General features: G+C 64.5%; 10 protein-coding genes and 1 rRNA gene. 6 read left to right on the forward strand and 5 right to left on the reverse strand.

Annotation, left to right across the window (positions count from 1 at the left end):
• Positions 1 to 101, forward strand: a 5S ribosomal RNA gene (rrf, locus tag LN996_RS01530); the annotation flags it as partial.
• Between the two features lie 142 nt (positions 102 to 243).
• On the opposite strand, the gene LN996_RS01535 is transcribed toward rrf, so the two are convergent.
• Entirely contained in the window at positions 244 to 1,233 is a 990-nt protein-coding gene (locus LN996_RS01535; protein ID WP_231338443.1) for a patatin-like phospholipase family protein, read from the reverse strand.
• A 496-nt stretch (positions 1,234 to 1,729) separates the two neighbouring features.
• Between LN996_RS01535 and LN996_RS01540 the strand changes: the two genes are divergently transcribed.
• From LN996_RS01540 to LN996_RS01550, 3 genes are all read left to right on the forward strand, one after another.
• Positions 1,730 to 2,017: an HU family DNA-binding protein gene (locus LN996_RS01540; protein ID WP_011776355.1), complete on the forward strand. Its 288-nt coding sequence runs from the start codon at positions 1,730 to 1,732 to the stop codon at positions 2,015 to 2,017.
• A gap of 124 nt (positions 2,018 to 2,141) precedes the next feature.
• Positions 2,142 to 4,379, forward strand: coding sequence for a cytochrome c oxidase assembly protein (locus LN996_RS01545; RefSeq protein WP_374110758.1), 2,238 nt, complete (start codon positions 2,142 to 2,144; stop codon positions 4,377 to 4,379).
• The gene (locus LN996_RS01550; protein ID WP_231338444.1) at positions 4,379 to 6,352 is read left to right on the forward strand and encodes an NHL domain-containing thioredoxin family protein; all 1,974 of its coding nucleotides are present in this window, start codon (positions 4,379 to 4,381) and stop codon (positions 6,350 to 6,352) included. The genes LN996_RS01545 and LN996_RS01550 overlap by 1 nt, the downstream gene beginning before the upstream one ends.
• Positions 6,353 to 6,467: 115 nt before the next feature.
• Here LN996_RS01550 and LN996_RS01555 read toward each other — a convergent pair whose 3' ends face one another.
• The 4 genes from LN996_RS01555 to LN996_RS01570 form a co-directional block, all read right to left on the reverse strand.
• Entirely contained in the window at positions 6,468 to 7,496 is a 1,029-nt protein-coding gene (locus LN996_RS01555) for a hypothetical protein (RefSeq protein ID WP_231338568.1), read from the reverse strand.
• Between the two features lie 115 nt (positions 7,497 to 7,611).
• Positions 7,612 to 9,309, reverse strand: coding sequence for a helicase HerA-like domain-containing protein (locus tag LN996_RS01560; protein WP_231338445.1), 1,698 nt, complete (start codon positions 9,307 to 9,309; stop codon positions 7,612 to 7,614).
• Positions 9,310 to 9,318: 9 nt separating this feature from the next.
• Positions 9,319 to 9,837 carry a GNAT family N-acetyltransferase gene (locus LN996_RS01565; RefSeq protein WP_231338446.1) on the reverse strand — a complete coding sequence of 173 codons (519 nt, stop codon included), beginning with the start codon at positions 9,835 to 9,837 and terminating at the stop codon, positions 9,319 to 9,321.
• A gap of 57 nt (positions 9,838 to 9,894) precedes the next feature.
• Positions 9,895 to 11,832: an FAD/NAD(P)-binding domain-containing protein gene (locus LN996_RS01570; RefSeq protein WP_231338447.1), complete on the reverse strand. Its 1,938-nt coding sequence runs from the start codon at positions 11,830 to 11,832 to the stop codon at positions 9,895 to 9,897.
• Between the two features lie 289 nt (positions 11,833 to 12,121).
• Between LN996_RS01570 and LN996_RS01575 the strand changes: the two genes are divergently transcribed.
• Positions 12,122 to 13,087 carry an amino acid ABC transporter permease gene (locus tag LN996_RS01575; RefSeq protein ID WP_200846924.1) on the forward strand — a complete coding sequence of 322 codons (966 nt, stop codon included), beginning with the start codon at positions 12,122 to 12,124 and terminating at the stop codon, positions 13,085 to 13,087.
• Complete coding sequence (locus tag LN996_RS01580) at positions 13,084 to 14,013, forward strand: amino acid ABC transporter ATP-binding protein (RefSeq protein WP_231338448.1); 930 nt, start codon at positions 13,084 to 13,086, stop codon at positions 14,011 to 14,013. The genes LN996_RS01575 and LN996_RS01580 overlap by 4 nt, the downstream gene beginning before the upstream one ends.
• The last annotated feature ends 1 nt before the right edge of the window (position 14,014 follow it).

Here is a 14,014-nt window from a genome sequence, read left to right on the forward strand (position 1 = left end):
TGGGGGAAACGCCCGGTCCCATTCCGAACCCGGAAGCTAAGACCCACAGCGCCGATGGTACTGCACCCGGGAGGGTGTGGGAGAGTAGGACACCGCCGGACAACCATTAAGAAGAGGCCCCCCCCCCGCGGGGGGGGGGGGGGGTCCGCCCCCCCCCCCCCAAAAAAAAAAACCCCCCCCCCCCCCCCCCGGGGGGGGGCCCCTCTTCACATTTAACCACCCACCACGGCCGCCTTGGTGCCGTTATTGCCAGAACTCGCGCAGCTGACCGGCGAGGGCTCTGCCTTGGTCGAACCCGGCTCGGGCTGCGGCCGGTCGCAGGGACAGATCCATGGCATTGATGCCGAACATGTGCTCCGACTCCCCTTCCGGGAACACCGTTTCCACGCGGCTGCCGTTGCCCCTTAGAGTGTCTATCTGGGCTGCGAGGTGCATATGCCATTTTGTAGGTGTCCGTGTTTGGCCACCAAAGGGTGACAGCACCAGCACCCGTGCGTGCCCGGCGGCCAGGTCGGCATTCTCAGCGTTGGTTCGGTATCCACCATCGATGTAGCGGCCATTGCCAATGCTGTAAGCGAAGCCACTGGCACAGCTGGCGGCCACGGCGTCCACCAACTCCACGCCGCTGTGACGGTCGAATACCACCGGTTCACCTGTTTGGGCGTCAACTGCGGTGAGAAGCACTGCTCGTTCCGGCCACGACTGTTGGGGCAGCCGGGTTGCGACGGTGGCCCGCCACCGGGCACTGGCACCGTCCATCGCCTCAGCCATGTCGATAGCCGCCGCTCCCATTCTGCGGCGCATATCAGGCATATCCTCGGAAGCATCGATGATCCTGGCCGTTCTGTCCAAGTGGTCCACCACGGGCTTGGCCGGATTCCGTGGGTTGGTGACAGCTGGAGCTCCGGCCCGCTGCGGGACAGGTGCAAGGGCGGCAGCAAATAGTTCCGCCGGCGTCGCACCGGCCAGCTGGGCGGCGGCCGTCGCGCCAGCTGATGTTCCTATGGTGAGGTCGGCCGTGGTTGCATCCAGCCCGGCGTCGAACAGTCCTGCGATCACGCCGATCAGCCATGCGTTGCCTGTGGAACCGCCGCCGCCGAGGACCAATGCCCGCTGCCCCGTGGGGTGGAGCCGGGTGGAAGCGTCGACTCCAGGCGAAGGCTCGTCTGAGCCCGGCCCCTCAGTGACCGTCGTCGGTGTGCTGTGCAGAGGTGAAGAAGATGATGAGTTCATGGGAGTCGCCTTTCGCGAAGTGCGTGACGGGCGCTCCCAATGGCGACTAGGTCAGTCGCGAGATCGTGGACTGCAGGGGAGCGCCCACTGTGGATACTGCGTTCATGGGTCTCACCTCCTGCCAAAAGTTCACGATCACCGGAAAAGTATCACCCCGCTGACCCTCTACGCAATTGTCGCAACGTGTGCCGGTTGGGTCGGCGGAATGAACTGCGGCTCCGTAAGAATGGTCCCCGAAAGAGTGGCAGGCACACATACTGTCCTGCGGATTCTGTTCCCACCCGGGCCCGGCCGCAGGTCGGGATCACCGCCGAAGGGTACGCCAAGGGCGTAAAGCACCCCAAAAAACCCCGAAAATCCGGTGATTTTGGTCAAAAAGGCGCGGAAACACGCGGAATTTGCTGGCCATGCCAGTCCAAGCTGGTAAGTTTTCGAACAGTGGCTTGCTCGCATTCCGCTTGAAAGCTCAAAAACGTATGAGTCCAGGAGGACGTAAATGGCTAAGAACCGTAGTGAACTCGTTGCAGAGGTAGCAGGCAAGGCTGGCACCAGCCAGGCAGCAGTCAACTCCGTGCTCGATGCACTGTTCGAAGTTTTCGAGACTTCTGTCGCCGCCGGCGAAAAGATCACCATCCCGGGCTGGCTCGCAGTTGAGCGCACCGACCGTGCAGCCCGCACCGGCCGTAACCCGCAGACCGGCGAAACCATCCAGATCGCAGCCGGCCACAGCGTCAAGCTGACCGCTGGCTCCAAGCTGAAGGCTGCTGTCGCCAAGAAGAAGTAATAACTCTTCGGCGAATGCCTTGAAGGGACGGCAACCTGATGGTTGCCGTCCCTTTTGCTTTGGGATAATCCACATAGCGCCGTCCCGATTCGCAGCCCGGCGACAGGTAGCGGACAATGGATAAGTGCCATCAGCAAGAAGTTCCGCAACTGCCCCTTCGCCTGTTCCCAAGCCGGGAGCGCGGGGAGGCACTACAGTCGCGGGGATTTCCCTGCCTTGGCAACTAGCTGGCCTGGCGGCGCTGTTCCTCGCGCTGGCAGCGGCACTCATTTTCTCCGGTGCTTCCGCAGCCCGACAGGTTTCGGACCCAGGCGCCTTGGTCCGGTGGGGCCTTCCGTTCGCCAAGGCCATCCACAACGTCTCGGTGGCCACGGTGGTGGGCGGCTTGATCTTCGCCGTCGGCATCCTGCCCAAGAACCTCGGTGGGTCGCGTTCCCGCGAGAAGGACCTCGACGCACCCGAACATCCCGCCTTCGCCCGGGCCCTCGCCGTTGCCGCCGCAGCGGGTGCGGCGTGGACCCTATCCGCTGTGGCCGTCCTCGTCCTCACCTACGCAGACGTCGCGGGACAGGGGCTCTCCGGCGACGCCGAGTTCACCCGTTCGCTGGTGTACTTCATGACGGACATCGAGACCGGCAAGGCCTGGCTCGCCGTTACCATCATCGCCGCGGTGGTGACTACGGCCCTGTTCGGCGTCCGATCCCTGACCGGTCTTGCCTTCACTCTCCTGCTGGCATTGATTGGCCTTGTTCCCACAGCGTTGATCGGGCACTCTTCAAGCTCAAGCGACCACGAAGGTGCAATCAACTCCTTGGGACTCCACTTGGTGGGGGTCTCCACATGGGTGGGTGGAATCATCATGCTCGCGGTCCTCTCCGGCATCCTTACGGGGTCCCGGAGTAAAGGAACCCCTGACATCACTGAGCAAACCCTCCGGCGTTTCTCGTCCCTTGCCGGCTTCGCCTTTGTCCTGGTGTTTGCCTCGGGTGTTATCAACGCCGCCATCCGGGTGACCAACCCTGCCGACCTGTTCGGCTCCCCGTATGGTCAGCTCATCGTCGCGAAGTCGCTGGCCACGCTGGTGCTGGGTGGCATCGGCTTCATGCATCGGCAGTGGGTCATCCCGCAGCTTGGCAAAAACGGTTCCATGTCTGCCCGCCGCGTGCTGTGGCAGCTGGTTCTGGTTGAGCTGCTGGTCATGGGCGCGACGTCGGGACTTGCCGTGGCGCTCGGACGCTCGGCTCCGCCGCAGCCCACCACTTACGCACCTGATGCATCGCCGTCGTTCATCCTCTCCGGCTACGAGCTCCCACCGGAGCTCACTCCGGAACGCTGGCTGACCGAATGGCGCTTTGACTGGCTGTGGGTGGGAGTGGCGTTGTTCGGCGCGGTTACCTACATCATGGGCATCATCAAGGTCCGCAAGCGTGGAGACAAATGGTCATGGTTCCGGGCCGTAAACTGGCTGATCGGCCTGGTGGTGCTGACGTACATCACCTCGGGCCCGCCCGCTGTGTACGGCCGTGTGCTGTTCTCTGCGCACATGGTGGACCACATGGCACTGACCATGGTGGCACCGATCTTCCTGGTCCTGGGCGCACCCGTGACGCTGGCGCTGCGGGCTCTGCCGTCCAGGGGCGAAGGCGCCCACGGCTCACGGGGCCTCCGCGAATGGTTGCTGCTGTTCGTGCACTCGAGGTTCTCGCAGATCGTGACGCACCCGCTGTTCGCCGCAGCGAATTTCGCGGGATCGATCGTTCTCTTCTACTACTCTGACCTCTTCGGCCTGGCAATGCGCGAGCACGTGGGCCACGAGCTCATGAACGTCCACTTCCTCCTGACGGGCTACATCTTCGTGCTGAGCATGATCGGAAGCGATCCTCTGCCGCGCCGTGCTCCGTACCCGATGCGCCTGCTCCTGCTGCTGGCCACCATGGGCTTCCATGCCTTCTTCGGCGTCGCCATCATGGGTGGAACCGGGCTGCTCGCTGCTGACTACTTCGGGAACCTGGGCCGGGCCTGGGGGCCGTCGGCGATTGGAGACCAGCAATTGGGCGGCGCCGTGGCATGGGGGATCGGCGAGGTTCCCACGCTGCTGGTGGCGATCGGGGTGGCCGTGATGTGGTCCAGGTCGGACGAGCGGGAAACCCGCCGCGTTGATCGTGCCGCTGACAGGAATAACGACGCCGACCTCAGCGCTTACAACGATATGTTTGCCCGGCTCGCCGACCGCGACGCCAAGATGGCGAACCGCACTGCCCAGCCATCCAGGACGGCCCAGGCCGAACGCACCAACGCCGAACGCCCCACCACAGACCCTGCCGGGCAGACTGAAACAAATACCAAGCTGGAAGGACGCTGATGAGCGAAACCGTACGCACCCAACTCCGGGTCCGGGCCTCCGAACTGGAGGGCCGCGGCTGGCTCAACACGGGCGGCAAATCCTTGGACCTCGAGTCCTTGCGGGGCAAGATCGTGCTGCTCGACTTCTGGACCTTCTGCTGCATCAACTGCCTGCACGTCCTGGACGAGTTGCGCCCGCTCGAGGAAAAGTACTCGGACGTCCTGGTGACGGTCGGCGTGCACTCGCCCAAGTTTGAGCACGAGGCAGATCCCGTCGCCCTGGCATCCGCCGTTGAGCGCTACGAAATCCATCACCCGGTCCTGGACGACCCGGAGCTGGCCACCTGGAAGGCGTACACGGCCCGTGCCTGGCCCACCCTGGTGGTCGTCGACCCCGAGGGCTACATCGTGGCCCACCTTTCGGGCGAGGGCCATGCCGACGGCCTAGCTGTCCTGCTGGAAGAACTCGTTGCCGAGCATGAGGCCAAGGGAACCCTCCACCGCGGTAACGGCCCGTACGTGGCTCCCGTGCCGACGTCGGGCACTTTGCGGTTCCCGGGTAAAGCCACGCAGCTGGCCAACGGCAATTACCTTGTAGTGGACTCCGGCCACCACAGGCTCGTGGAACTCCGCCCCGACCTTGAAACCGTAGAGCGCGTCATCGGCTCCGGCACCAAGGGGTACTTGGACGGGCAAGCCGAGATCGCACAGTTCAACGAACCGCAGGGCGTCGCGCTGCTCCCCTCGGAGCTGGCGTGGAAGCTTGGCTACGACGCTGTTGTAGCCGACACCGTCAACCACCGACTCCGCGGTGTGACGCTGAGCTCGGGTTATGTGCAGACGGTTGCGGGCAATGGCGTGCAGCGACTGCTCGACGCCGGTCCAGCCCGCGTGACGGACACCGGCGCCGGTACGTGGTCTGAACACCACGACGCCGGTCCGGCTGACTTCGCCGCCGACGCGATCGATGTTGGGGCGCTTGGCCTCGGCACCGGGGTGTCCTTGTCCTCGCCGTGGGATGTTGTGTGGAGCGGGAAGCTGCAGCGTGTTGTCATCGCCATGGCTGGTACCCACCAGATCTTCGCCTTTGACCCCCTCAGCAATGAGGTCTCCATCCTGGCCGGTTCCGGGCTTGAAGGCTTGTTGGACGGCAAAGCCGAGGAAGCCTGGTTCGCCCAGTCCTCAGGGTTGGCAATCGACGCCGACGGCAACATCTGGGTCGCTGACTCGGAGACATCGTCGCTGCGTCGCCTGGTGGTCACCGATTCCGGCGTGACCCTCGAAACCGCCGTGGGCAAGGGCCTGTTCGATTTCGGGTTCCGTGACGGCGACGCCGCTGAAGCCCGCCTGCAGCACCCACTCGGCGTTACTGTCCTGCCGGATGGTTCCGTAGCCATCGCCGACACCTACAACGGTGCCGTTCGCCGGTACGACCCCGCCACCAAGTCCGTGTCCACGTTGGCGAGGGGCCTCGCGGAGCCGAGTGACGTCGTCGTGGTCCAGGTTGAAGGCAGCGAGCCGCTGCTTGTAGTGGTGGAGTCGAACAAGCACCAGCTGGTCCTGGTACCGATTCCCAAAGAAGCCCAGCAAGTGGATGAAGGTGCGTCGCAGACGCACCGCCCCAAGAGTCCGGTGACCCCCGGCGCGTTGGAACTCGCCGTCCGTTTCAAGGCGCCGACCGGCCAGAAGCTGGATGACCGCTGGGGCGACCCCACGCAGTTGAAGATCTCCTCCACCCCGCCGGAACTGCTGGTCTCCGGAGGCGGAACGTCTGTGGGGCTGCTGCGCACCCTGGAGCTGTCCGCTGATGTGCCCGAGGGAATCCTGCACATCACCGCCCGCGCGGCCGCATGCGATGGACCTGAGACTGAAGACGGCGAAATCCCGGACCATGCAGCCTGCCACCTCTACCAGCAGGATTGGGGCATTCCGGTGGTCCTGCAAGCGGACGGTGAGTCCGAGCTGGTGCTGGACCTGCGTGGCATGGACTAAATCAGATTGACAGGGATGGCCCGGGTTGCTCCTTCGGGGGACGGCCCGGGCCATTTCCGTGTCGACCCCGTGCGGCCCAGCCCGCCCGTGTGGCCCAGCCGTGTCGGCGGAAAGCTCAGAAGGTCAGCAGGGGAGTAACCGTCACGGTGTCGCTGCCCACGTCCAACTGGGTGGTGAAGCTGAAGTCGTGCTCCACGTTGAGGTCGTTGACGAACCCGCTGAACAGGTTGATCTCCCTGGCGGTCAGCGTGGCCTTGCCGTTGAGGGGAGCTACCACCCACTTGCCGCCAAAGGGTTCGATGGTGATTTTGGGGTACTCGGTGATGGCCCATTTGATGGTCCCGTCAACGACACGGGCATTGCTGGCGTGGTAGAACGGGCAATCCGGCTGGAGCCGCTGCTGCTCGGTGGCCTGGGCGGCGCAGTTGTCCAGGAACTCCCGGACCTTCCCTGCGACCGCCTCGTTCATGGACTTCGTGGAGCGGGTCTGCAGGTTCAAGGGTGCTTGGCCGCCGTCGCGCGTTGACACAAGGGCTGAGGCGGCAGGGGCTTCGAAGAATGTCCCGTTGAGGCTTGCTTCGTACTTGCCGGGGAAGAACACGGCGAAGGTGTTGCGGCCGTTGGGCATGTTCACTGGGACGCCATTGAGGGTGGCTTCGCTGGCGTTGACCACGGTGACTTCAATGGTGGGCAGGGTGGTGGGCACGAACGCCCACTTCGCGAAGAACAACCACTGCGTCCCGGTCCGTTCCATCAGGAACTCGGTGTGGAGCTTACTGCCGTCCAAGGTGTAGTCAACGGGCACTGCGACGCGGTTGCTGCCGCGTGATTCAGGGTTTCCCACCTTGACGTCGGTCATCTTGGAAGCGGCGGTCTGCAGGGCTGTGCCATCGAGCATGGATGCGTTTGAGCTGGGCACTTTGGCGCGGAGCAGGCCCAGCGCCTCTTCGCCCTCACCCTTCTGCAGCGCCGCCAAATACTCCTTGACGGGCTGTTGGGGACTGGCCACGGAAGAGCTCACCAGGTTGATGCAGACGATCGCCCCGGCGGCAGCAAGCATCAGACCGAGCAGCCACCCGGCTGCGGTCTTGACGAACGCTTGACTCAACTGCACGCCCTTTACGTTACCTGTCGCGGCAGCGATCACCGTGCATGAAGGCCGCGTTATGACGTATGTCCACCGATTGGAGAAGGCTCGACGGCGGGTGGCAGCAGGCCTTGCCGCCACCCGGCGTCGTGCTTTGGACAGCCAACCAGGACTAGCGGCGCCGCCGTGAGGAGGTGCCGAAGACGCCGCGCAGCAGGTCGCGGCCCAGCTGCGTGCCCATGGACCGGACCATGCTCTTGAGCCCTCCGCCCAGCGCCCCACCAAGGGCGCCGGCGATGTCACCGAACATGCCGTCCTGTTGCTGGGACGATTGCGGAGCGGGAGTTGGCGCCGGCGGCGCCGGGTAGGACTCAGGTGTGGAGGCTGGCCGCGAACTGGGGCGGCCGAGGATTTCCTCCTCGATGCGGCGGGCTTCGGCGTCGATGTCGGCCTGGGAGGAGCCGCCCGAAGCGGGCACTGGTGGCTGCCCCGGTGCAGCATCGCCCGTAGGGACGGCTGCCTGGCCGTTCAACTTCTCGTAGGCGGAAAGGTTGTCCACTGCGGTTCCGTATTTCACCAACAAAGAGGACGCGGCTACGGTGCTGAGAACCAGCTCGTCGGTGCTGGGACCCATCACGGACTCGGGTGCGCGGAGCCGGGTCAGAGCAACGGGCGTGGGCGCGCCTTTCTCGTTCATGACGGTGATGACGGCCTCGCCGATGCCGGCCGAGGTGAGCGTCTCCTCGAGGTCGTAGTCGCTGACCGGGAACGTGGAGACGGTGGCCTTCAGCGCCTTGGCATCCTCGGGGGTGAAAGCGCGCAAGGCGTGCTGCACTCGGTTGGCGAGTTGGCCGAGGACATCGGCGGGAACATCCTTGGGGGTCTGGGTGACGAAGAATATGCCCACACCCTTGGAACGGATGAGCCGCACCGTGGTGGTGATTGCTTCGAGGAAGGCCTTGGACGCGCCGTTGAACAGCAGGTGTGCCTCGTCCAGGAAAAACACGAGTTTGGGTTTGTCCAGGTCGCCGGCTTCGGGGAGTTCCTCGAAGAGATCCGCGAGGAGCCACATGAGGAACGTGGAGAACAGCAGCGGCTTGGTCTGCAGGGTGGGGAGCTCCAGGCAGCTGATCACACCGCGGCCATCCGGGGCTGTGCGGAGGAGCTCTGCGGTATCGAACTCGGGCTCACCGAAGAACTTCTCCATGCCCTGGGCTTCAAGGGTGACCAGCTCACGCAGGATCACCCCTGCGGTGGCTTTGGACAGCCCACCGAGGTCGGCGAGTTCGGCCTTGCCTTCGTCCGAGGTGAGGAACTGGATGACAGCTCGAAGGTCCTTGAGGTCGATGAGCTCCAGGTTGTTCTTGTCCGCGAAGTGGAAGATCAGCTGGAGGCTGGACTCCTGGGTGTCGTTGAGGTCCATGATGCGTGAGAGCAGGATGGGTCCAAAGGAGGTAATGGTGGCGCGGACCGGGATTCCGTGGCCGTCGCCGCCGAGGCTCAGGAACTCGACGGGGAAGTTTTTGGCCTGCCAGTCCTGCCCCAGCGCCGACGTGCGGGCAGTCAACTTCTCACTGCCAGTGGCCGGCGTCGCCAGTCCGGACAGATCACCCTTGATGTCCGCAAGGAAAACCGGAACACCCGCCGTCGAAAGCTGTTCGGCGATCATATGCAGCGTGACCGTCTTGCCGGTACCCGTGGCCCCGGCCACCAGTCCGTGCCGGTTCATCATGGCCAGTGGAAGCCTGACCTGCGCTTCCTTGTGGATCTCGCCGTCAACGATCGCGGCGCCGAGTTCGATGGTGGCACCTTCCAGGGCGTACCCCTGCTGGATGGTGGCGATTTTTTCGGCAGTGGATTTGTTGGCCATGCGCATAGCTTAGCTGTGCACGGCAAGATCCTTGCTGAACGCCAAATGCTTGATTTCCTCGGGGTCTGCGGCGAGGTCGAACAGCGCTTTGTAGCCTGTGGCCAGATACAGGTTCCTGGCCTCCGGCTGGCGCGGGCCAGTGGTGAGGTAGAGCTTCCGGTAGCCCCGCCGTCGGGCCTCATTCTCCAGTTCCGTCAGGACCAAGCGGGCCAGCCCACGGCGTCGGTGGGCCGAGTGGGTCCAGATCCTTTTGAGCTCGGCTGTGTGGTCGTCATAGCGGCGGAACGCGCCGCCGGCCACGGACTCGCCGTTCTCCTGGATGATGACCAGCGCGCCGTGCGGGGCTTCGAATTCCTCTGCCGGGTACCTGTTCAGTTCCTCGGCTGCGCCCCCGGTGCCGAACAGGTTCCCGTAGCGGGTTTCGTATTCGACGGCGAGCTCGTCCAGGAGCGGACGGACGCGGGGATCGCGCATGGGCAGGCTGAGGACGGTAAGGCCCGACGTCGGCAGGGTTGGGGTGGTGGTCATGTCAGGCCTTTCGTAGGTGGAACCCAAGTAGGTAGCAGTTAATGCCGTTGTGAGGGCTCAAAACGGCATCAACTGCGACTCAGTTGGGCGGGCGGCAGCAACGGTGGACAGGATCCGGCGCGCCAGGGCGTCGTTCTCCCGGAAGGGTGCTGCGTTGGTGTTGGGACGGGCAAACGCCCCTGCGCCCCAGCCGGACGTCCACGGACCCACCGCGAACAAACCCTTCTGAGGAGTACCAACAGGGGAGAGTACCTCGTGATTCCCGGAGACCAGGAGTTTCCCGGTGGAGTGTGCGCCTTCGGAGGTGAGGAGCCGTTGTTCGGTGCCCCATCCGGCGTCGTGCAGGTCGGCCAGTGCGGGATTGGCGGAACGCTCCACGGAAGCGGACGGCAGCCGCGCCTCAATGTACGCGGCGGCGTCCACCATCACGGGGGACTGGAATGAGCCGGCTACGAACCGACCGAGGGAATCATCGGCACGGACCCACATGCCAGGACCCAGGAACTTCAGGAGCCCGGCCCTGTGCAGCGCCAGCATCTCGCGGAGGCGGTGCGACGGCGGTCCGGAGTCCACAAAGCTGAAGAAGCCGTGCCACCATCCGTGGATCGCCTGCTGGGAGCGTGCGTTGAGTCGCTCCTGCGGGACCAGCCGGCCGAGGTCCATGTAGACGAACAACAAAGCCGTAAAGAGGGCGAGGGTCTCGGAATGGTCCGGGCTTGTGCGGAGGTTGAGGTCGTTCTGGATGTACGCGGCAACGGAGCGCTGCACCGTGTCATGGTCGGCGAACGCGCAACCACTGAGCGGGTGGTCCAGTTTCTCGAGGTCCAGGCGCAAGGCAGGATCCGGTATGGAGAAGGCCGCCAGTTCTTCCCGGGCAGTGCTGTACCAATCGACGGCGTCAAAACGCGACTCGAAGCTGGTCCATGTTCCCAGAACCCGCGACGGGTATCCGGTGAACAGTTCCCGATAGTAGGCGTAGCCGGCATCCTTGGCGATCAGCGGCCACAGGTGCGTGCGGAAGTCGAGTTCCTGGTGCTTGGTGAGGAGCGCATCAACGGCCTCTGCGGTGAAGTATCGCGGGCGGGCGATCGGCTCGCCGCGGAGAACGGAGGAGATTTTGGAGTGGAAGGGCACGCCGCGCCGTGAACCGGCCCAGACCCGGGGTTCGGCGCCGGAGGGCACATAGTCCAGTTCGCCGTCGGGCCTTTCTTCGAAACGGCCGCCGCGGCCCTCGAACAGCAGCACCAGCAGGTCCACAAATGCCAGGCCCATGCCGGAGACAATCACGTCCTGGCCGGCCTGGAGGCCGGAGTAGTCAACGTCCGTGGTGTACGACGGCGGCGCGTGGAACCCGCCGTGCCGGGCGGCGAACTCACTGAGGCGGGCAGATTCGGGGTCCGGCAGGGAATCGGTGTGGCCCACTGCGTACACCACGACGTCGGCTGGAACCTCAATGCCGGAAGCGAGCCGCACGCGGTGCGGACCGTCGTCGTGCCCGCCGCCGGACGCAGCTGAGACCGCGGTGGCCGTTTCGCGATGCACCGTCACCGTGACCTCAGGGCCGAGGGTGTTGACGGCCCGGCCGAAGAACCACTCAAGGTACTTGCTCTGGAGTTGCCGGGTGGGAAAGGACTCGGGCGTCAGGGAGCGAAGTTGCGCGAGAAGGTGCGGCTCCAGGGCAGGGACGTCCCGGATGGTGCCGTCCAACACGCCGGCGGCCCAGGTGGAGAGGCCTGGGCCTTCAACAGAGGGCCCATCGCAGGCCACCGAGGCGTCAGTGAACATGGTGACATCGGCGGCGGTGGAGTTGAGCAGCAGGCCGGGATCCTGGTCATATCGCCAGATCCTCCCGGAGCCGGGCTCATGAGGCTCGATGACGTGGATGTGCAGGGGGCCCTGAAACAATGCCGGGCGGTTGGCAGCAAGCCGTTCAAGGACGCCGGCCGTGCGCGGGCCGCCGCCAATGAAGGCGATGGCGGGAACTCGTGACGGCATGGGATCTCCTGAAACGGCAGTGGTTGGTGATGCCCAATCTAAGGACGAAGCAGGCCGCCGGTCGAGGCGGTGGTAACGGCCGTTCACCACGCGTCATGGAGCGTTAAGCCGCGCAAGATCCCGACTCATATGGCGGCTCATGAACGTGATTGTGACGCTGTGCGAACTCCTGCGAAGCCCCGCGAAGTCCAGTGAAGAAGTGCAAATTCCTGCCTTGCTGCCGGGTTTCGCGCGGCCCTAGATTGGCAGCCATCCGATAGGCAACAACCGATATGAAATGAGGTGGCGCATGAGTGCAATCGCACCGCCTGCCACGGCGGACACTGCACCGCCCACCCCGGATTACTCCGAGTACAAGCTGGTTCCGGCCCGGCATCCCTGGCGATGGGTGGGCACCGTGCTGGTTGCCGCCGGCGTCGCCGCCATTGCCTGGTCCCTGGTCACCAACCCCCGCTGGGAGTGGGGCGTGGTGGCCGAGTGGTTCACCGCCCAGTCGGTAGTCAACGGACTCATCGAGACCCTCAAGCTCACGGCCATCTCCGGTGTCCTGGGGTTCGTCCTCGGATTCATCCTTGCCCTCATGCGGCTGTCCGCTTCGCCACTGCTGGTCTCGGTTTCCTGGACGTTCTCCTGGATCTTCCGCTCCACGCCGCTGCTGGTCCAGCTCCTGCTTTGGTACAACCTGGGCTACCTGTACGAAAAGATCAGCCTCGGCATCCCGTTCACGGACGTCCGCTTCTTCGAGGCCCAGACCACCACGCTCATCAGTCAGTTCGCTGCAGCCGTCCTGGGCCTCACCCTGAACCAGGCAGCCTACTCCGCAGAAATCATCCGCGGCGGCATCCTCTCCGTGGACCAGGGCCAGCTGGAAGCTGCCTCGGCCCTGGGCATTCCGGCGTGGAAGCGTTCCACCAGGATCGTGCTGCCCCAAGCGATGCGCGCCATTTTGCCCAATGCGTTCAACGAGATCATCGGCTTGGTCAAGGGCACCTCGATCGTCTACGTCCTGGCCTACTCCGAGCTGTTCTACACGGTCCAAGTCATCTATAACCGGACCCAGCAGGTGCTGCCGCTCCTGCTCGTCGCCACGCTCTGGTACGTGGTGATCACCTCCGTGCTGAGCGTCTTCCAGTACTACATCGAACGCCACTTCTCCAAGGGCGCCCTCAGGACACTGCCGCTCACCCCGTTGCAGAAGGCCCGCAAGTTCTTCACCACCCACGTTGCCGCCACCCCCACGAAGGAAACCCGATGACCACCGTCTTCTCTTCCTCCGAAGCGGCTGCCGCCGCCCACCTCGCAGAGGCCAAACTGGCCGAGGAACCGTCAGCTCCCCAAGGTGGTGCTCCCCAGCGGGAACGCACGACGACGGCCCGACCCGCCGCTGCGGACACGAAAGTCACCCGCGGCCAGGTGGACATCACCAACGTCCGGAAGTCCTTCGGCGCCACCGAGGTGCTCAAGGGCGTCTCCTTGTCCGTCCGGCCGGGCGGCGTTGCCGTGATCGTCGGGCCTTCCGGTTCCGGTAAATCCACGCTCCTGCGCACCATCAACCACTTGGAAAAAGTCGACGGCGGTTACATCACCATCGATGGCGAACTGGTGGGTTACGAGGTCCGCGGGATCAAGCTCCACGAACTGCGTGAGAAAGACATCCTCAAGCAGCGCACCAACATCGGCATGGTGTTCCAAAGCTTCAACTTGTTCCCGCACCTCACCGCCTTGGAGAACGTCATTGAAGCGCCCATCGTGGCCCAAAAACGTTCCAAGGCGGAGGCCCGGAAGCGTGGGCTGGAACTGCTGGACCGGGTGGGCCTGAAGGACCGCGCCGATGCTTACCCCCGCCAGCTCTCCGGAGGCCAGCAGCAGCGGGTGGCGATAGCCCGGGCGCTGGCACTTGATCCCAAGATCCTGCTCTTCGACGAGCCCACCTCCGCGCTGGACCCTGAGCTCGTCAACGAGGTCCTGGACGTCATCCGGGAGCTCGCCAAGTCCGGCACAACGCTGATCATCGTGACCCACGAGATGGGCTTTGCCCGGGACGTTGCGGACACCGTGGTCTTCATGGACCAAGGCCAGATCGTCGAGTCCGGCACACCCCAGGACATCTTCGCCAACCCCCGCGAGGAACGCACCCGCAGCTTCTTCTCCAAAGTCATCGAACCAGCTTTCAACATCTAGG

This window comes from Arthrobacter sp. AK01, assembly GCF_021109375.1.
GTDB lineage: Bacteria > Actinomycetota > Actinomycetes > Actinomycetales > Micrococcaceae > Arthrobacter.

Excerpts from the sequence above, each read along its gene's own strand:
- LN996_RS01535 (WP_231338443.1), bottom strand. The coding sequence starts at position 1,233 with ATGAACTCATCATCTTCTTCACCTCTGCACAGCACACCGACGACGGTC.
- LN996_RS01540 (WP_011776355.1), top strand. The coding sequence starts at position 1,730 with ATGGCTAAGAACCGTAGTGAACTCGTTGCAGAGGTAGCAGGCAAGGCT.
- LN996_RS01550 (WP_231338444.1), top strand. The coding sequence starts at position 4,379 with ATGAGCGAAACCGTACGCACCCAACTCCGGGTCCGGGCCTCCGAACTG.
- LN996_RS01560 (WP_231338445.1), bottom strand. The coding sequence starts at position 9,309 with ATGGCCAACAAATCCACTGCCGAAAAAATCGCCACCATCCAGCAGGGG.
- LN996_RS01565 (WP_231338446.1), bottom strand. The coding sequence starts at position 9,837 with ATGACCACCACCCCAACCCTGCCGACGTCGGGCCTTACCGTCCTCAGC.
- LN996_RS01570 (WP_231338447.1), bottom strand. The coding sequence starts at position 11,832 with ATGCCGTCACGAGTTCCCGCCATCGCCTTCATTGGCGGCGGCCCGCGC.
- LN996_RS01575 (WP_200846924.1), top strand. The coding sequence starts at position 12,122 with ATGAGTGCAATCGCACCGCCTGCCACGGCGGACACTGCACCGCCCACC.
- LN996_RS01580 (WP_231338448.1), top strand. The coding sequence starts at position 13,084 with ATGACCACCGTCTTCTCTTCCTCCGAAGCGGCTGCCGCCGCCCACCTC.